Annotated in this window: 16 protein-coding genes; 7 read left to right on the top strand and 9 right to left on the bottom strand. The window is 67.6% G+C overall.

Translation table 11 applies throughout. The annotated features are described in order from the left end of the window. Nucleotides 1–50: 50 nt before the first annotated feature. Nucleotides 51–584, bottom strand: coding sequence for a thiamine phosphate synthase (locus tag F7D01_RS05285; protein WP_215229167.1), 534 nt, complete (start codon nucleotides 582–584; stop codon nucleotides 51–53). Nucleotides 585–606: 22 nt separating this feature from the next. On the opposite strand from F7D01_RS05285, the gene F7D01_RS05280 reads away from it, so the two are divergent. Continuing rightward, complete coding sequence (locus tag F7D01_RS05280; protein WP_215229166.1) at nucleotides 607–1,269, top strand: YggS family pyridoxal phosphate-dependent enzyme; 663 nt, start codon at nucleotides 607–609, stop codon at nucleotides 1,267–1,269. 39 nt (nucleotides 1,270–1,308) lie between these two features. Here F7D01_RS05280 and F7D01_RS05275 read toward each other — a convergent pair whose 3' ends face one another. Together F7D01_RS05275 and F7D01_RS05270 are read right to left on the bottom strand one after the other, a co-directional pair. Beyond that, a complete protein-coding gene (locus F7D01_RS05275) occupies nucleotides 1,309–4,068 on the bottom strand; it encodes a [protein-PII] uridylyltransferase (protein ID WP_215229165.1) in 2,760 nt (919 codons plus the stop codon). Then, on the bottom strand, nucleotides 4,065–5,756 hold the full coding sequence (locus F7D01_RS05270) for a class I adenylate-forming enzyme family protein (RefSeq protein WP_215229164.1): 1,692 nt from the start codon (nucleotides 5,754–5,756) through the stop codon (nucleotides 4,065–4,067). Before F7D01_RS05270 ends, F7D01_RS05275 begins: the two co-directional genes overlap by 4 nt. A 128-nt stretch (nucleotides 5,757–5,884) precedes the next feature. On the opposite strand from F7D01_RS05270, the gene lgt reads away from it, so the two are divergent. From lgt to F7D01_RS05255, 3 genes are read left to right on the top strand one after another with little or no spacing between them, the layout of a single operon-like run. Continuing rightward, the gene (gene lgt, locus F7D01_RS05265; protein ID WP_215229163.1) at nucleotides 5,885–6,778 is read left to right on the top strand and encodes a prolipoprotein diacylglyceryl transferase; all 894 of its coding nucleotides are present in this window, start codon (nucleotides 5,885–5,887) and stop codon (nucleotides 6,776–6,778) included. Continuing rightward, a complete protein-coding gene (locus tag F7D01_RS05260) occupies nucleotides 6,771–7,844 on the top strand; it encodes a class I SAM-dependent methyltransferase (protein WP_215229162.1) in 1,074 nt (357 codons plus the stop codon). Before lgt ends, F7D01_RS05260 begins: the two co-directional genes overlap by 8 nt. A gap of 50 nt (nucleotides 7,845–7,894) precedes the next feature. Then, nucleotides 7,895–8,323: a DUF2147 domain-containing protein gene (locus F7D01_RS05255; protein WP_215229161.1), complete on the top strand. Its 429-nt coding sequence runs from the start codon at nucleotides 7,895–7,897 to the stop codon at nucleotides 8,321–8,323. Here F7D01_RS05255 and F7D01_RS05250 read toward each other — a convergent pair. Genes F7D01_RS05250 through F7D01_RS05240 form a run of 3 tightly spaced genes read right to left on the bottom strand, consistent with a single transcriptional unit; the run spans nucleotide 8,320 to nucleotide 12,215 of the window. After that, nucleotides 8,320–9,870, bottom strand: coding sequence for an ABC transporter permease/substrate-binding protein (locus F7D01_RS05250; protein WP_215229160.1), 1,551 nt, complete (start codon nucleotides 9,868–9,870; stop codon nucleotides 8,320–8,322). The two genes, F7D01_RS05255 and F7D01_RS05250, sit on opposite strands and share 4 nt — an antisense overlap. Next, nucleotides 9,867–10,637, bottom strand: a complete 771-nt coding sequence (locus F7D01_RS05245) for an ATP-binding cassette domain-containing protein (RefSeq protein ID WP_215229159.1) — start codon at nucleotides 10,635–10,637, stop codon at nucleotides 9,867–9,869. Before F7D01_RS05245 ends, F7D01_RS05250 begins: the two co-directional genes overlap by 4 nt. A 60-nt stretch (nucleotides 10,638–10,697) precedes the next feature. Further along, nucleotides 10,698–12,215 (bottom strand): replicative DNA helicase, encoded by a 1,518-nt coding sequence (locus tag F7D01_RS05240; RefSeq protein WP_215229158.1) that lies wholly within the window; start codon nucleotides 12,213–12,215, stop codon nucleotides 10,698–10,700. A gap of 130 nt (nucleotides 12,216–12,345) precedes the next feature. Here F7D01_RS05240 and F7D01_RS05235 point away from each other — a divergent pair, with 130 nt between their 5' ends. From F7D01_RS05235 to F7D01_RS05225, 3 genes are read left to right on the top strand one after another with little or no spacing between them, the layout of a single operon-like run. Then, entirely contained in the window at nucleotides 12,346–12,828 is a 483-nt protein-coding gene (locus F7D01_RS05235) for a UPF0262 family protein (RefSeq protein ID WP_215229157.1), read from the top strand. 6 nt (nucleotides 12,829–12,834) lie between these two features. Then, nucleotides 12,835–13,539 (top strand): glycoside hydrolase family 25 protein, encoded by a 705-nt coding sequence (locus F7D01_RS05230; protein ID WP_215229156.1) that lies wholly within the window; start codon nucleotides 12,835–12,837, stop codon nucleotides 13,537–13,539. Between the two features lie 42 nt (nucleotides 13,540–13,581). Then, nucleotides 13,582–13,986 (top strand): cytidine deaminase, encoded by a 405-nt coding sequence (locus F7D01_RS05225; RefSeq protein WP_215229155.1) that lies wholly within the window; start codon nucleotides 13,582–13,584, stop codon nucleotides 13,984–13,986. Between the two features lie 10 nt (nucleotides 13,987–13,996). On the opposite strand, the gene F7D01_RS05220 is transcribed toward F7D01_RS05225, so the two are convergent. The 3 genes from F7D01_RS05220 to F7D01_RS05210 are packed head-to-tail and all read right to left on the bottom strand — an operon-like array spanning nucleotide 13,997 to nucleotide 16,708. Continuing rightward, a complete protein-coding gene (locus tag F7D01_RS05220) occupies nucleotides 13,997–14,974 on the bottom strand; it encodes an endonuclease/exonuclease/phosphatase family protein (RefSeq protein ID WP_215229154.1) in 978 nt (325 codons plus the stop codon). Beyond that, on the bottom strand, nucleotides 14,964–16,097 hold the full coding sequence (locus tag F7D01_RS05215; RefSeq protein WP_215229153.1) for a M14-type cytosolic carboxypeptidase: 1,134 nt from the start codon (nucleotides 16,095–16,097) through the stop codon (nucleotides 14,964–14,966). The genes F7D01_RS05220 and F7D01_RS05215 overlap by 11 nt, the downstream gene beginning before the upstream one ends. Beyond that, a complete protein-coding gene (locus tag F7D01_RS05210) occupies nucleotides 16,094–16,708 on the bottom strand; it encodes a DUF4136 domain-containing protein (RefSeq protein ID WP_215229152.1) in 615 nt (204 codons plus the stop codon). Before F7D01_RS05210 ends, F7D01_RS05215 begins: the two co-directional genes overlap by 4 nt. Between the last annotated feature and the right edge of the window lie 57 nt (nucleotides 16,709–16,765).

Here is a 16,765-nt window from a genome sequence, read left to right as displayed (position 1 = left end):
CATGAGTCCTGCCGGACTCCGGGTCAAGCTGGGTGCGGCGGAGCGAGGGCTCAGGACAGCCCGTCGATCGCCGCCCAGCGAGACCAGTCGAGCTGTCGCGCGCGCTCCGCCGTCATGCCGCCCAGCGCGATGACGGGGAGGCGCGTGGCTTCGGCGAGGGCGTGGAATCCGGCGATGCCCAGCGTTTTGGCGTCCGCATGCGATCGCGTCGGGAAGACCGGCGAAAGCATGATGGCATCGGCCTCCACCGCTTCGGCCCGCGCTATCTCGTCCGCATCGTGCGCAGTGGCGATCCGCAGCAGTTCGGACGGCGGGCCGAGACGGTCGGGGGGAGCGTAAGCGCCGTCGGCTCCCCATGCGGCGGCGGTTTCCGCGCCGCCCGAGAGGACCATCGCGTGCCCGTTCTTGCGGGCTAGTGCCGCGCGCGCATCGAACCGTTTGCGCCGTGCCGCTTCGTCGAGGTGGTAATGCCGGAACACCACGGCGGACCCGGTCGGCAAGCGCGCGATCGCCTGTTCCAACCGCGCATCGTTGCGCACATCGGTCAGCAGCCACAGCATCGGCAGGGGGTGGATCGCGGGCATCGCGCGGCTATAGGCTCGTGCGATGGAAAGCGCAGCCTCCCGCCTCGAAGATGTCGAGTCCCGCATCGCAAAAGCATGCAAGATTGCCCGGCGCCCGCGCGAGGAGGTGACGCTAATAGCGGTCAGCAAGACCCACGACGCGCAGGCGATTCAGCCGCTGATCGACGCAGGACAGCGCGTCTTCGGAGAGAATCGGGTGCAGGAAACGGAGGCGAAATGGCCCGCTCTGCGTGAGCGGCACCCCGATATCGAACTCCACATGATCGGCTCCCTCCAATCGAACAAGGCCGAAGATGCGGCGCGGAAGTTCGACTTTATCCACTCATTGGACCGGCCAAGTCTGCTGACGGCGCTCGCCAAGGCATACGACAAGACCGGACGCCGCGTTCCGTGCTTCGTGCAGGTCGATGTGGGGGAGGAGGAGCAGAAGGGCGGCTGCGCGATTGCGGATCTGCCCGCGCTGCTCCAGCAGGCACGCGAGCTCGACGTACCGGTCGTCGGGCTGATGTGCATCCCCCCGCTGGAAATCGAGCCCGCCCCGTTCTTCGCCCTGCTCGACAAGCTGGCGCGCGACCACGGGCTGGAGGGGCGCAGCATGGGCATGAGCGGCGACTACGAAACCGCCGTGCAACTGGGCGCAACGCATGTACGGGTCGGCACCGCGCTGTTCGGCGCGCGGGATTAGGGCCTGACCCGAACGCGGTCGGACGCAGGGCGGTACCGCTCAGGCCGTCTCCAGCTCCGCCTGCCGCTCGTCGCTGGCAGCTTCGGCCAGCGCGGTCTTCATCGCCTCCAGCCGCGCCTTGGCGGTGATCTTGTCGCCGGTCAGGTCGGTGACGTAGAACGTGTCCGCAGCGCGCTCGCCATAGGCGGTGATATGCGCGGAGTGGAGGATGGTGCGTTGTTCGAACAACGCGCGGCCAAGTCGGTTGAGCAGGGCCGAGCGGTCGCGCGCGTTGACCTCGACCACGGTGAAGCGGTTGGAGGCTTCGTTGTCGACCGTCACCAGCGGCGCGACGTCGAAGGCACCGGCGCGTTTGCGGGGTAGCGGGCGCTGCGCCAGCCGGGGCACCAGCTCGCCGCGATTGGCCAGCGCCTCGTCGATCGATTTCTTCAACCGGGCGAGTTGTTCTTCCTCGCCGAAGGGGCGTCCGACCGGGTCCTGCACCAGGAAATTGTCGACCGCCCAGCCGCTGCGCGTCGTGTGGATGCGCGCGTCGATGATGTTCGCGCCGGCGAGGTGGATGCCGCCCGCGATGCGGGTGAACAGGCCTGGATGGTCGGCGGCGATCACGGTGACCAGCGTCGCGCCCCGCTCCTCGTCGAACTCGGTGTGGATCGACAGCTCGTGGCTGGCATCGCGCGCCGCGTCGTATTGCACCAGATTGCGCGCGATGACGTCGGTCGGCTCGGCGATCCAGTAGGCGTCGGGCAGCAGCCCTTCATATTGTTCGAGCAGGTCCGCACGCTCGCCCAGCAGCTCGCGCACGTCGCGCATGCGCTGATCCACCCGCGCCTGCCGGTGGTTGACGGTGTGGCCCAGCCGCATCCGCTCGACCGAGGCATCGTAGAGCTGGCCGAGCAATTGCCCCTTCCAGCTGTTCCAGGTGCCCGGCCCGACCGCGCGAATATCGACCGAGGTCAGGATGGCGAGATGGCGCAGCCGCTCCACCCGTTGCACCTCGGCGACGAAATCCTCCACCGTCTTGGGGTCGGACAGGTCGCGCTTGAACGCGGTTTCGCTCATCAGCAGGTGATAGCGCACCAGCCAGGCGACGAGGTCGGTCTCCGCGTCGGTCAGGCCGAAGCGGGGGCACAGCGCCTCGGCCACTTCCGCACCCAGAATCGAGTGGTCGCCGCCACGCCCCTTGGCGATGTCGTGCAGCAGCGTGGCGACATAGGCGATGCGCCGGTTCTCGACCTTCTTGATCAGGCGGGTGGCGCGGGGGTGGTCCTTCTCCAGCTCGCCCTTCTCGATCTGGCTGAGGAAGCCGATCGCGCGGATGGTGTGCTCGTCCACCGTGTAGTGATGGTACATGTTGAACTGCATCTGCGCGTTGACGCGGCCGAAATCGGGCACGAAACGGCCGAACACGCCGGCCTCGTTCATCCAGCGCAGGACCTTTTCCGGGTCGTTCCTCCCTGCCAGCAGATCGAGAAACAGCGCGTTGGCGCGCGGGTCGTTTCGCGTCTCTTCCCGGATGAAGCCGCTTTCGCGATCGGCCTGGCGCATGGTGCGCGGGTCGACCTCCAGCTCGTGCTCCTCGGCCAGCTGGAAGATTTCGATCAGGCGCACCGGATCCTTCTCGAACCAGTCGTCGGACGGGGCGGCGATCCGCCCGCCCTCGACGCGATAGCCCTTCACCTGGCGCGGACGGGCGCGGAATCCGGCGAAGAAGCCGCTACGCGCGGTCTTTTTGGCGAAGCCGTCCTCGATCTGCGCCAGGAATACGCCGGTCAGCGAGCCCACCCGCTTCGCCTGCAGGAAGTAATATTGCATGAAGCGTTCGACCGAACTCTTCCCGCGCCGGTCGGCGAACTGCATTCGGCCCGCGACCTGTTTCTGCAGATCGAAAGTCAGCCGGTCCTCCGCCCGCCCGGTGATGTCGTGCAAATGGCACCGCACCGCCAGCATGAATCCCTCCGCCCGGCGGAAGGAGCGGTATTCCGCATCGGTGAACAGGCCCGCATCGACCAGTTCCGCCGCGCTGCGCACGCCGTGCACATACTTGCCGATCCAGTAGAGCGTCTGCAGGTCGCGCAGGCCGCCCTTGCCTTCCTTCACATTGGGCTCGACGACATAGCGCGTGTCGCCCATCCGCTTGTGCCGCGCGTCCCGCTCGGCCAGCTTCTCTGACACGAACTGGCGCTCGGTGCCCTTGACGACCTCGGCCCGATAGCGCGCCGCGGCGGCATCGTAGAGGTCGCGATCGCCCCACAGGAAGCGCCCTTCGAGCAAGGCGGTGCGGATCGTCAGGTCTTCCTTCGACATGCGGATCACGTCGTCGGGGGTGCGGCTGGAGTGGCCGACCTTCAGGCCCAGGTCCCACAGCAGGTACAGCATCGCCTCGGTCACCTGCTCGCACCACGGCGTGCGGCGGGCGGGGTGGAGGAAGGCGATGTCCACGTCCGAATGCGGCGCCATTTCCGCCCGGCCGTAGCCACCCACCGCCATGACCGCGATCCGTTCGGAGGCGGACGGGTTGGCGACCGGATGGACGTGCTGGACCACGTAATCGTGGATCAGGCGCACGATCTGGTCGATCAGGAAGGCGTAACCGGCGGTGATCTGGTGCCCGGCGGACGGCTGATGTTCCAGCCGCGTGCGCATCTCCACCCGCCCGGTATGGAGCGCGTTTCGCAACAAATGGAGCACGCCGGCCCGCGCGTCCTTCCCCTCCCGCTCGATCACCTGTTCGATGGCGGTGGAAAGGGCGCGCCGGTCGATCACGGCGCGCTGGTTGGGGATTTTGAGATTATTCAATCGCCGAGGATTTCCTTGGTGTAGTGGTCGCGTAGGGTACGCTTGTCGATCTTCTGCGTGCCCAGCCGGGGCAGCGGCTCATGCGCCTGCCAGATTTTCTCCGGCCGCTTGAACGGTGCCAGGCGCGTCTCGAGGAAGCTGCTCAGCTCGTCCGCGGACACGCGGTGCCCTTCCTTTGCCAGATAGGTGGCGCCGACGATTTCGCCATAGCGTTCGTCGGGCAGGCCGAAGACGGAACATTCGGCGATGCCTTCGCAGCCGTAGATCGCTTCCTCCACCTCGATGCAAGAGATGTTCTCGCCGCCGCGGATGATGATGTCCTTCTTGCGGTCGACGATGAAGAGATAGCCGTCCTCGTCGAAGCGCCCGAGGTCCCCGGTGCGGAAGAACATGTCGTCGGTGAAGGCGGCCCTGGTCGCTTCCTCGTCGTTCCAGTAGCCGATGAAGTTGCAGGCGGTGCGCAGGCAGATTTCGCCGATCGAACCCTGCGGCAGCCGGTTTCCGTCATCGTCCATGATCGCCATGTCCACCAGCGGACGGCTCGGCTTGCCGGTGCTGTTGGGCTTGGCCATGTAGTTCTCGTTGAAATTGCCGCAGCCAACCGCGTTGGTTTCGGTGAGGCCGTAGCCGAGCAGGGGGAAGCCCTCGGGAAACGCTTCCTTGATCTTCGCCACATGGTCCGCCGGGCGCGGCGCGCCACCGGCGGCGAAGCTGCGGCAGGTGGACATGTCGAATTGGTCGCGTTCGGGATGGGTCGCCATCTCGTAGGTCATCAGCGGGACGCCCGCGAAGTAGGTTACGCGCTCGGCCTCGATCAGCCGCATCGCTTCGGCCGCGTCCCACTTCGCCATCAGCACGATCTTGCGGCCCAGCGCGTAGCTTTGCAGGAACAGCGGCACTTCGCCGGTAACGTGGAACAGCGGCACCGCGATCAGCGTACACGGCTGTTCGCTGGGGGCGTCCCCGGTCGCCTCGAGATAGCTCTTCGCCATCAGCGATTGCAGCGCGTAGCTCATGGTGCCGTGGACGACGCCGCGATGGTCCGAATAGGCGCCCTTGGAGCGGCCGGTGGAGCCCGAGGTGTAGAGCAGGGTCGCGTAATCGTCCGGCCCGATCTCGGGCAGCGATGTCGCATCGGGATCGCCCCAGACGGCTGCCAGTCCTTGCGCCGGTGCCTTGTCGTGTTCGAGCGGCAGCAGGGTGGCACCATGGTCGATCCCGTCGAGCCGCGCCGCGCGCTGGCGGTCGGCCAGCACCAGGCGTGAATCGACCATGTCGATCGCGTCGGCCATTTCCTCGCCATTGGAGAAACCGTTGACCAGCGTGGCACAGCCGCCCGCCATCATGATCCCCATATAGGCGACGATCCAGTTGACCGAATTGCGCGCCGCGATGCCGACCCGGTCGCCCTTGACCACGCCGTGGGTCGCGATCAGGCCCGCCGCGACGTGGCGCGCCGCATCGAAGGCCTCGGCGAAGGTCAGCCGGTTGTCCGCATCGACCAGGAATTCCAGGTCGGCGTGCTCGGCACAGTAATGGGCGAAATAGTGCACCATGCTGGGCGGCGCGTTCTTCAGCACCGGCATCTGCGCGCCGTTGCGCGTGAACGGAACGGTCTCCGCCGGGGCCCCCGGTGCGGTCATCTTGTCCATGATTGCATCGAGGGAATTGTCGAGCTGGGTCGGCATGGTCTCTCCTGGTCGTCGTTCGCCCCGTCCGGTAAACGCGCAGGGTTTCTTCGGGCTCCGGCATGTGCCAAAGCCCGCCCCAGCAAATCCGACGGGTTTCTTGCTGCTACCGATAAGGGGTCTCGCGCGTGCTGTCACTACTGGCCGGGGCTGTGGCCCAGCATCCGATCTACTGGGCCGATCTGGGTCTGCGGCCCGGCATCGATCTCGGCTTCTTCACGCTGCGCTTCTATTCGCTCGCCTACATCGCGGGCATCGTGCTGGGTTACTGGCACCTCAGCAAGATGGTGAAGGCCCCTGGCGCACCGATGGCGCAGCGGCATGCGGAGGATTTGTTCTTCTACTGCACGCTCGGCATCATCCTGGGCGGGCGGCTGGGCTTCGCGCTGTTCTACCGCCCCGAACTGTTCACCGATTTCAGCCATTCCGGCTGGATGCCCTGGGGCCTGCTGCGGCTGTGGGACGGCGGGATGAGCTTCCACGGCGGGGTACTGGGCGTGCTTGCGGCGATCGCCTTCGTCAGCTGGCGCGGCCAGCTCAACTGGATCCGCGTGTGCGACTACATCGCGGTCAATGTCCCGTTCGGCATGTTCTTCGGCCGGATCGCGAACTTCATCAATGGCGAGCTCTACGGCCGCCCGACCGATGTGCCGTGGGCGATGATCTTCCCGACCGACCCGCTGCAGGTGCCGCGCCATCCCAGCCAGCTCTACCAGGCGGCGCTGGAGGGGCTGGTGCCCGCGATCGTGTTACTATGCGTCTTCTGGTACACCAAGGCGCGCTGGCGGCCCGGCCTGCTGGTCGGCCTGTTCACGGTGTTCGTCGCGGGTGCGCGCTTCATCAACGAATTCTTCCGCGCGCCGGACAGCTACCTCGCCTATGTGGTAACGGAAACCGGCCTGTCGCGCGGGCAGTGGCTGTCGATCCCGATGATCCTGGTCGGGCTGGCGATCATGGCGTGGTCGCTCTGGCGCCGCCCGACCGTCACCAAGCCCGTGGGAGATACGCGCCTCGATGCCTGACGAGCCGGGCGTGGAGGAAGGGGTGCGCGATACCGCAGCGCGCTTCCGCCGCCTGATCCGCACCCACGGGCCGATCCCGGTCTCGCAGTTCATGGGCGAGAGCAATGCGCGCTATTACGCGGCGCGCGACCCACTGGGCGAAGCGGGCGATTTCACCACCGCGCCGGAAATCAGCCAGATGTTCGGCGAGCTGATCGGGTTGTGGCTGGCCGATCTGTGGATGCGCGCGGGCAAGCCGGAGCACGTGCTCTATGTCGAGCTCGGCCCCGGACGCGGAACGCTGGCGAAGGATGCCCTGCGCGCGATGCGGCAGGTCGGCCTCGCGCCAGAGGTGCATCTGGTGGAGGGCTCACCCGCCTTGCGCGCGGTGCAGGCGCAGGCCGTGCCGGAGGCGCATTTCCACGATGATCCCGCCGGCGTGCCGGAGGATGCGCCGCTGTTGCTGGTCGCGAACGAATTCCTCGATGCCCTGCCGGTGCGCCAGCTGGTCCGGTCCGGGCCGGGCTGGCGCGAGCGGATGGTGGGGCTCGATGGCGAGGCCTTCGTCTTCGTCGCTGGCGACCGTCCGATGGACAGCGCCGTGCCGCCGGAACGCCGCGACACGCCCGAGGGCACGATCATCGAAACCAGTCCCGCTGCGGCGGCGAGCGTTCAGGAGATCGCGCGGCGACTGGCGGCGCAGGGCGGTGCGGCGCTGCTGATCGATTACGGATACGACGCGCCGCGCACCGGCTCCACGCTGCAGGCGGTGAAGCGGCACGAGAAGGTCGGTGTCTTCGCCCATCCGGGGGAGGCGGATCTGACCGCGCATGTGGACTTCGCCGCGCTGCGCGACGTGGCCCACGCGCATGGCGCGCGCTGGGACGGCACGACGGACCAGGGCCGATGGCTGCGCGCGCTGGGGATCGACGCGCGCGCCGCGGTGCTCGCCAAGTCGGCCCCGAACCGCGACGAGGAAATCCGCGCAGCGCACCGCCGGCTGACCGATCCGGAGGAGATGGGCGCGCTGTTCAAGGTGATGGCGCTCGCTTCTCCCGACTGGCCGCAAGGGGCAGGGTTCGGCTAAGGTAACGGCAGCGGGAGCGTCATCCCGCCTCTTTGCAGGAAGGATTGTCGATGAGATCCCATGTCGCCGCCGCCGTGCTCGCGCTTTCGCTCGCGGCCCCGACCGCCCCCGCTCTCGCGCAGGAATCGGTCGCCGGGCGGTGGATCACGCAGGATGGCGATGCGATCGTGGAGATCGGGCGCTGCGGCGAAACCGTGTGCGGCAAGGTGGTGAAATTCCTGAAGGCCCCGCCACAGGGTGCGGGCCAGCGCGACGTGAACAATCCCGATCCCAAGCTGCGCAGCCGGCGCCTTCTCGGTATGGCAGTGCTGACGGGCTTCCGCCCCTACAAGGGTAACGAGTGGAAGGGCGAGATCTACGATCCCAAGGCGGGTAAGACCTACAGCTCACGCCTCGAACGCGCGGACGCCAACACGCTGACGGTGAAGGGCTGTATCGGTCCGTTCTGCAAGTCGCAGACCTGGAAGCGCGCGCGCTAGTCCAGCCCGATTTCCCGCGCGAGCCATTGCGCGGCCTGCTGGGGCGAGACCTTTTTCGCGTCGGTGCGATCGACCGATAGGTTCGCCTGCCGCATCGTTTCGACGTCGATCGCGCCCAGCAGCGGCTCCAGCGCGGCGCGCAACCGTGCATCGTCGGCCACGGTCGGGGCGAGCAGGATCAGCGCATCGTAGCTCGGCAAGGCGCCCTTCGGATCGGCCAGCGTCACCAGAGCATCCGCCGCGATCCGCCCGTCGGAGCTGTAGGCGCTGATGACGTCGGCCTCGCCCGATTTCAGTGCGTTGTACATGAAGGTGGGGGAGAAGGTCCGCGCCTCGGCGAAGCGCAGGCCGTAGGCGTTCTCGACCGCCAACCATTCGGGCCGTTCGAACCATTCGGGATCGCCGCCGATCACCAGCCGCGAGGCCACGGGCGCGAGGTCGGCGATGGACGAAACGCCCAGCGCGCGAGCTCGGTCTCGCCGCATCGCCAGCGCGTAGGCGTTCTCGAAGCCCAGCCGACCGAGCACGGTCACGCCCGCATTCCGCCGTTCCCAGTCCACGACGGTGCGGTACATCGCCTCCCGCCCCGGATTGTCCTCCCGCTTCAGCTCATTGGCCCACAGCGTACCGGTGTAGTCGGCCGCGATGTCGATCGCGCCGCTCGCAACCGCCTGCTGCACCACCGCCGAGCCGAGCCCGTCGCGATAGTCGACCCGGTAGCCCGCGCCCTCCAGCCGGTCGCCGATCAGGCGCGAGAGGATGTATTGCTCGCTGAACGGCTTGGCCGCGATGGTGATCGTTCGCCCTTCGCGGCGCGGGCTGGGGCCGTACAGGACCCAGGCGGAGGCGGCGATGCCGAGCGCCGCGATGCCGAACCCGGTCCATACCAGCCAGCGCCTGCGGCTGGCGAAGCCGCGCTCGATCGTGCCCAGCAGGGCGTCCGCCACCATCGCCAGCGCCGCGCTGGCAACGCAGCCCGCCAGCACCAGCGTCCAGTTCTGCGTCTGCAACCCGGCGAAGATCGGATCGCCCAGGCTCGGCTGGCCGATGGTGGTGGAAAGCGTCGCCGCGCCGATCGTCCATACCGCCGCGGTGCGGATGCCTGCCATGACATAGGGCGCGGCGAGTGGTGCCTCGACCAGCCGCAGCTTCTGCCACCCGCTCATGCCGACGCCGTCCGCCGCCTCCAGCACGCCGGGCTCCATATGCTCGCGCGCGGTGACCGCGTTCCTGAGGATCGGCAGCAGCGCGTAGAGCGACAGCGCCAGCAGGGCGGGCAGGAAGCCGAGCGTGGGCAGGCCGTCGCCGAAGATGCCGCGCGCGAACAGCAGGACGGGGAAGAACAGGGCGAGCAGCGCCAGCGCGGGGATCGTCTGGACCAGACTGGCGAAACCCAGCGAAAGGCGCGCCACGGCGGCATTGCGGCTCGCCCACAGGGCCAGCGGCAGCGCCACCGCGATGCCCAGCGCGATCGCGGCGGAGGCCAGCACGACATGCGCGGCGAGCTTGTCGCCGAGCCCGAACAGCGTGGCCCAGAACCCGCTCAAATCTCCAGTTCCGCCAGCCGTTCGGCCTGCGCGCGCGGCACCGCGACGAAGCCTTGCGCCACCTCGCCGCCCGCGCCGTTGACCAGTGCGCGCGGTTCCTCGTCGGCGACGACGCGTCCGCCATCCATCACCAGCACGCGGTCGGCGAGCAGCAGCGCCTCGGCCATATCGTGCGTCACCATCACGCTGGTGAGGTCGAGATCGCGGTGCAGCTTACGCACCCGCTCGCCCAGCTGGTCGCGCGTGACGGGGTCGAGCGCGCCGAACGGCTCGTCGAGCAGCAGCAGCACCGGATCGCCCGCCAAGGCGCGCGCCACGCCGATGCGCTGGCGCTGCCCGCCCGACAGCTCGCTCGGCATCCGGGTGGCATAGCTGCCGTCGAGTTCCACCAGTTCGAGCAGTTCGGCGATCCGGTCGGACCCGATCCGATCGCCTGCCAGGCGCGGAATGATGCCGATATTTTCGGCCACGGTCATATGAGGGAACAGGCCGATCGACTGGAAGACGTAGCCGATCCGGCGGCGCAGCTTCGCGGGCGGCAGGCTGGCGACGTCCTCGCCGCGCAGCAGGACGCGCCCGCTATCGGGCACCACCAGCCGGTTGACCGTCTTCATCAGCGTCGATTTGCCCGAACCCGACGCACCGACCAGCGCGACGAAACTGCCCGGCGCTATGGCGATCGAGACATCGTCCACCGCGCGGACGCTGCCGAAGCGCTTGGAAACGCCTTCGAAACGCAGCGCGGTGTCGGTTTCCCCCTTGGCCATCGCCCGACCGTCGCAGGCGGGCGGGCCGGGCGCAAGCGAATCAGTCGCCGGTTTCGATCGTCAATCGTAGTCGCTGGCGCGCATGTCCTCGGCGAGGTCGGAGAAGCGGGTGATCCGCGGCTCGAACTTCAGGCGCACCTTGCCGGTCGAACCGTGGCGCTGCTTCGCCACGATCAGCTCGGCGAGGCCGTAGACCTGTTCCATCTGTGCCGCCCATTGCGCGTGCTGTTCGTGGATCGCCTGATCGTCCGCCTCGGTGGGCCGCTTGGGCTCCTTCGCGGCGACGTAATAATCCTCGCGATAGACGAACCAGACCATGTCGGCGTCCTGCTCGATCGAGCCCGATTCGCGCAGGTCCGACAGCATCGGGCGCTTGTCGTCGCGCTGTTCGACCGCGCGGGACAGCTGGGAAAGCGCGATCACCGGCACCTCCAGCTCCTTCGCCAGCGTCTTCAGGCCCCGGCTGATCTCCGAAATCTCGTTCACGCGGTTGTCGTTGGCGCGGCCCGAACCCTGCAGCAGCTGGAGGTAGTCGACCACGATCAGGCCGATCTCGTGCTTCCTCTTCAGCCGCCGCGCACGGGTGCGCAGCCCCGCGATGGTGAGGGCGGGGGTGTCGTCGATGAACAGCGGCAGCTCGGCCAGCTTCTGGCTGGCGATCGCGAGCTTCTGAAAATCGTCGCGGCTAATCTTGCCCATGCGCAGCGCCTCGGAACTGATCTGCGCCTGTTCGGCCAGGATACGCGTGGCGAGCTGGTCGGCGCTCATTTCCAGGCTGAAGAAGGCGACGCCCGCCCCGATCGATTCCTCGATCCCGTCGCGCCGATCGCGCAGCAGCCGGTCGGCGCAATTAAAGGCGATATTGGTCGCGAGCGAGGTCTTGCCCATGCCGGGACGTCCGGCCAGGATGATGAGGTCGGAATCGTGCAGCCCGCCGACCTTCTCGTTGACGCTGGTCAGTCCGGTGGTCTTGCCCGAAATGCCGCCGCCCGCATTGATCGCGAGCTGGATCAGGCTCAGCGCCTTGGTCGTCGCGGCGGAGAACTTGCTCGCCTCGTTCGCGGTAATCGCGCCTTCGGCCACGGCGTAGAGCGAGGCCTCGGCCCGCTCGATCTGCTTCATCGGTTCGACCTCCTGCGAGGTGTCGAACGCCTCCTCCACCAGCCCGCGGCCCACGCTGATAAGCTCGCGCAGCAGGGCGAGGTCGTAGATCTGCTGGGCGAGATCGCGCGCCGCCAGCAGCCCGGTGCCGTCCTGCGTCAGCTGCGCGAGATAGGTCGTCCCGCCCAGTTCCTTGAGCAGCTCGTCCCCTTCGAAATAGGGCTTCAGCGTCACCGGGCTGGCGGTGGCGTTGCGATCTATCAGCGTCAGCACGCGCTCGAAGATGCGGGCGTGGATCGGCGCGTGAAAATGCTCGGGCCGAATCGGGGCAGCCAGGTCCTCGACCACGCGATTGTCGATCAGCACCGCACCCAGGAACGACGCCTCCGCCTCCAGATTCGCGGGCAGCGCGCGCGCGCCGGCAGCCTCGGCAGAGGATGCGATTTCGGGGCGTTCGAGCAGGGTATCTTGGGCCATGCACCCTCTCATGCGGATCGCCCGGGATGCTGGCAAGCGATCCGGCAACACCCGCGCTGTGGAAAGCGGGGATGATGCGCGAGCCCCTTGCCGAGCGGTCGCTTCTTCTGCGATTGCGCTTCCCGAACCGATGGACCAGCACCGCATCTCTCATATCTCGCTCGACGAGGAGACCATCCTGTGGCGCAACGCCGATATCGAGCAGGAACGGCGGGTGGCGATCTTCGACCTGATCGACGAGAACACCTTCCGCCCGGTGCGCAGTGCGGAAAACGGGCATGACGGGCCGTACCGGCTCCAATTGAGCGTGGTCGACGGGCGGTTGAAGATGGACATCCGCTCCGACGACGACGAACCGCTGGAGGAATTGCAGCTCGGCCTTGCGCGGTTTCGCCGCCCGATTCGCGATTACTTCGCCATCTGCGACAGCTATTATCAGGCGATCCGCAAGGCGACTCCGGCGGAAATCGAGACGATCGACATGGCCCGGCGCGGGGTCCACAACAACGCTGCCGAGCTGCTGATGGAGCGGCTGGAGGGGAAGGTGGAGACCGACTTCGCCACCGCCCGGCGGCTGTTCACGCTGATCTGCGTCCTCCACATCAAGGGCTGAGGAGCGATGGCGCGCACCACGAAGAAGGCCAGGCGCTGGCGTGCGCGGATCATCGGCGCGCTGGTGCTCTTCGCATTGCTCGCCGGGGGCTGGTGGTGGTGGGAAACGCGCACTTTCCGCCCGGCGGAGGACGCCTATCCCGACCAGGGCGCATTCGTGAGTGCGGAGAGCGGCGCGGTCGAGTTTCCGGTGCTGCACGCGATCGGGGCCGACTTCGTCTATCTGCTGGCGACGTCGGGCGCGGACGGGGAGGACCCGGCCTTCGCGCGCGACTACGCCGCGGCGCGCGCCGCCGGCTTGCAGGTCGGGGTGGTGCACGTGTTCGACCCGTGCCGGCTGGCGGACGGGCAATCGGCCAATTTCGTCACGACCGTGCCGCGCGGGCAGGCGATGCTGCCGCCCGCGATCGCGCTGACGAAGACCGGCGAGGAATGCGACCCGCAAGTGGGCGACGCGCAGGTGGAAAGCGAGCTGATGACCTTCATCAACCAGATCGAAATGCATGTCGGCAAGCCGGTGATTCTGAAGGTCTCGCCCGAATTCGAGGATCGCTACACCATCGCCGCGCGGCTGGAGCGGCAGCTGTGGCTCACCCGCGACCGCTTCGCCCCGACCTATGGCGGGCGGCCCTGGCTGCTGTGGAGCGCCAACCACGCGCTCCCGACGCAGGCCGCCGACGAACCGCTCGAATGGGTGGTGGTGCAGCCGTGAGCGCGCTCGCCATTCGGCCGCGCACACAGTAGGGCACACCGCATGACCGAAGACGACCTCATCGCCGCCGCGCGCGAAGCGGCGGAGCGCTCCTATGCCCCCTATTCGAACTTCGCGGTCGGCGCGGCGCTGGCCTTTGCAGATGGTTCGATCGTCACGGGCACCAATATCGAGAACGCCAGCTACGGCCTGTCGCTCTGCGCCGAGACGGTGGCGGTGTCGAAAGCGATGGCCGACGGGGTGCGCGGCGGGCTGGTGAAGGTCGCGGTGACCGGCCCCGGCGTGGAGCCGATCACGCCATGCGGGCGGTGCCGCCAGGTGCTCAATGAACTCGCCCAGCTGGGCGGGACCGACCCGGAAATCCTGTGCGTCGGCCCCGAGCAGACGCATCGGGTCAAGCTCAGCGATCTCCTCCCACGCGCCTTCGGACCTGCCAGCCTCGGCTGACGCGGGTCGGTTATCCCAGACACAGCCGCGCGCGCATCGGGCGGTGATCCGCGCCGACATCGCGGAGCACCGAGAAGCTTTGGACCTCCATCGCGTTCTTCACCAGAATCTGGTCGAGTGGCCATCCCAGCCATAGATGACCGGCGGGGAAGGTCGGGAACGTCCCGCGTCCGATACGCGGATCGCGATAGCCGCCCTCGTGCCGGAAACGGCTGGTGGTGCTCGACCAGGGGACATCGTTGAAATCGCCCATTACCAGCACATCGGCCAGTCGGTTCGGCGTGACCCGCCCCGCGCGGGCGATGTTCGCATCGCGCGTATCGGTATCCTGCCCCGGTCTGGGCGGGCGCGGATGCAGCCCCACGAATTCGAACCTTCGCCCGTTGGGCAGGCCCAGCGTCGCGTACATAGTCGGCGTGTCGGCGGAGGTGTTGGCCACCATTCGCGCCTGTTCGAGTTCCAGCCGGGTGGCGAAGATCATGCCGTAGGTGTTGTCGAGCGGCATGGCGCTCACATGGGCGAACCGGGCCAGTTCGTCGGACAAGGCGCTTTTCCAGGCGCCATCGGTTTCCATCAACAGCAGCAGGTCCGGCTCCTGCTCGCGGATCAGGGAGGCGACGGGCGCATACTGGTCGTTCGATTGTTTCACGTTGAGCGCAAGGGCGGTGAAGCACGCCCCCGCGCCGGTCTTGTGCGACAGACGGATCTGGTCGTTCGCCAGCGGGACATAAGGCCAGATACGCACCAGCTGGATCAGCACGGTCGCCACGAACAACGCGCCAACGGCATAGCCCGCCGGACGTTTGACCAGGACCGCCACGACCCCCAGCAACAGGGCCAGCCAACCCCAGGGTTCGCGGAGGAAATCGAGCACCCGCACGAACCACTGGTTGGAATTCGACAGCGAAATCAGGCTGGCGACGAGAAAGACGGCTCCGACGACACCCAGGGTGACGACGGTAAAGTTACGTACCGGTTCAGCCTTCATCGAGCCATTCGAGCAGTGCGGCGAGGCAGTCGCGCGCCAGAGCCTTGCACCGCTCGGGGCTCCACCCCTGCGCCGGATCGGGCCAGTCGGCGTTGTCCTTGAACGGCATTTCCAAAGTCATCGCCGTCGCGCCGTAACGCTCGGCGACCTGATTGGTGCTTATCGTCATGTTGGCGGTGCCGGGCTTCGACTTGGGATAGCCCTTCTCGGCCTGGAAGTCGGGCGTGCGCCGGGCGAGGATACGCTGGAAGCGATAGAAGCGCTCGCCGCCTTCGTCGGTCCAGCTCGGGATGCCTTCGTACCCGGCGAGGAAATTGGCCGCGATCGCCTCGTCGCCGTGGACGTCCATCGCGAAATCGACGCCGGTCTGGTCCATCGCGTTGCGGATGGCGAGCACTTCGGGCGATTTTTCCGCGCTCGGGCTTTCCCATTCGCGGTTGAGATTGGTGCCGATGGCATTGGTGCGCAGATGCCCGCGGCGTGAACCGTCCGGATTGCAATTGGGCACGATATGGAAACGGCACTTTTCACGCAGGGCGCGGGCCAGCGTGTCGGCCGGGTCGGTCAGGCATTCGAGCGCGCCCTCCATCCACCATTCGGCCATGCTCTCGCCCGGATGCTGGCGCGCATAGAGCCACACCTGTTTCTCGCCCTCGCCCATTTCGAGGCAATCGAGCGGCTGCCCGTCGAGCGTCGCGCCCAGGCGGCGATAGGCGACGCCTTCCGCCGCGGCGGCCTCGGCCACCAGATCGTGGTGCCGCTCCATCGAATAGGGCGCGAAATAGGCGAACCACGCGATGTCGCTTGCGGGGGTGTAGCGGATGGTGAGCGTGCCGTTTCCGGCGTCCTTGTCGAAAGTCGTGTCGGCCCGGCCCCAGAAGGCGCGATCTTCCGACACGCAGGCACGGTAGTCGGGCCAGCCCGCCGGATAGGCGCTGTCGTTCAGACCTGTCAGCGTCAGTTCGAGCGCGCGCCCCGCGGCACCCGTCACCCGAAAATGGAACCACTGCGCGAATTCGCTGTCCTTATCCTTGCGCAAGGCGAGCTGCGCGCTCGCGCCGTCCACCGATTTGACTTCGATATTTCCGCTGTCGAACTGGGTATCGATCGCGATGTCGCTCACTCGGGAACCTCCACACTTACTGTTTCGCCATTATTGCCGGGAAAGTTCTGGAACACGGCGTCCGCCAGCACCTGCGCGCTCCCGGCAGGGGTCGCATAGCGCGATGCGGCGGGCGCGTCGAAATCGGCGCGGCCTTCCCACAGCACCTCGTTGGTCGCGCGGTCGCGGATCATCACGCCCAGCTGGGTCGCAATGCGCGGGCCGCCGCCACCGCCGCCCAGATTGATGCCGAGCCCAAGCCCGAGGCCCGAGCCATAGCTGCCGGTGCTACCGCCCACGCCGACGCTGACGGGGCTGCGCCGGCCCTGCGCGTCGATCTGCGAACGCTGGATGCGCACCTGCACCACCTGATCCGCCGTGCCGCGCGCCGTTTCGCGATAGCCGATGCGGTTGAGCTGCGAGGCGACTGCGGAAATATAGGGGCTCATCGCCAGCCCGTCCTCCGGCGATCCGGGTGCTGCCTCGACGAAGGCGGTGCCGGTGCCCAGCCGCGCGGTCGCGCTTGGCTCGACGAAGCGGGTCACGTCGACCGGGCTGGGGCTGCCCATGGTCGCGCACGCGGCGAGGGTAATGGGCAGGGACGCGGCAAGCAGGGCGGACCGGATACGCATGGGAGGACTCCTCTCTCTTCCCCACCCAAACGCGCCGCCGGCGCTTCTGTGCCGAGC

Source organism: Erythrobacter sp. 3-20A1M, from assembly GCF_018636735.1.
Lineage (GTDB): Bacteria > Pseudomonadota > Alphaproteobacteria > Sphingomonadales > Sphingomonadaceae > Alteriqipengyuania.
Note: the sequence above shows the minus strand (reverse complement) of the source record. Positions and strands in the feature narration are given on the sequence as shown.

Excerpts from the sequence above, each read along its gene's own strand:
- F7D01_RS05225 (WP_215229155.1), top strand. The coding sequence starts at position 13,582 with ATGACCGAAGACGACCTCATCGCCGCCGCGCGCGAAGCGGCGGAGCGC.
- F7D01_RS05270 (WP_215229164.1), bottom strand. The coding sequence starts at position 5,756 with ATGCCGACCCAGCTCGACAATTCCCTCGATGCAATCATGGACAAGATG.
- F7D01_RS05285 (WP_215229167.1), bottom strand. The coding sequence starts at position 584 with ATGCCCGCGATCCACCCCCTGCCGATGCTGTGGCTGCTGACCGATGTG.
- F7D01_RS05235 (WP_215229157.1), top strand. The coding sequence starts at position 12,346 with ATGGACCAGCACCGCATCTCTCATATCTCGCTCGACGAGGAGACCATC.
- F7D01_RS05210 (WP_215229152.1), bottom strand. The coding sequence starts at position 16,708 with ATGCGTATCCGGTCCGCCCTGCTTGCCGCGTCCCTGCCCATTACCCTC.
- F7D01_RS05280 (WP_215229166.1), top strand. The coding sequence starts at position 607 with ATGGAAAGCGCAGCCTCCCGCCTCGAAGATGTCGAGTCCCGCATCGCA.
- F7D01_RS05260 (WP_215229162.1), top strand. The coding sequence starts at position 6,771 with ATGCCTGACGAGCCGGGCGTGGAGGAAGGGGTGCGCGATACCGCAGCG.
- F7D01_RS05240 (WP_215229158.1), bottom strand. The coding sequence starts at position 12,215 with ATGGCCCAAGATACCCTGCTCGAACGCCCCGAAATCGCATCCTCTGCC.
- F7D01_RS05245 (WP_215229159.1), bottom strand. The coding sequence starts at position 10,637 with ATGGCCAAGGGGGAAACCGACACCGCGCTGCGTTTCGAAGGCGTTTCC.
- F7D01_RS05220 (WP_215229154.1), bottom strand. The coding sequence starts at position 14,974 with ATGAAGGCTGAACCGGTACGTAACTTTACCGTCGTCACCCTGGGTGTC.
- F7D01_RS05230 (WP_215229156.1), top strand. The coding sequence starts at position 12,835 with ATGGCGCGCACCACGAAGAAGGCCAGGCGCTGGCGTGCGCGGATCATC.
- F7D01_RS05255 (WP_215229161.1), top strand. The coding sequence starts at position 7,895 with ATGAGATCCCATGTCGCCGCCGCCGTGCTCGCGCTTTCGCTCGCGGCC.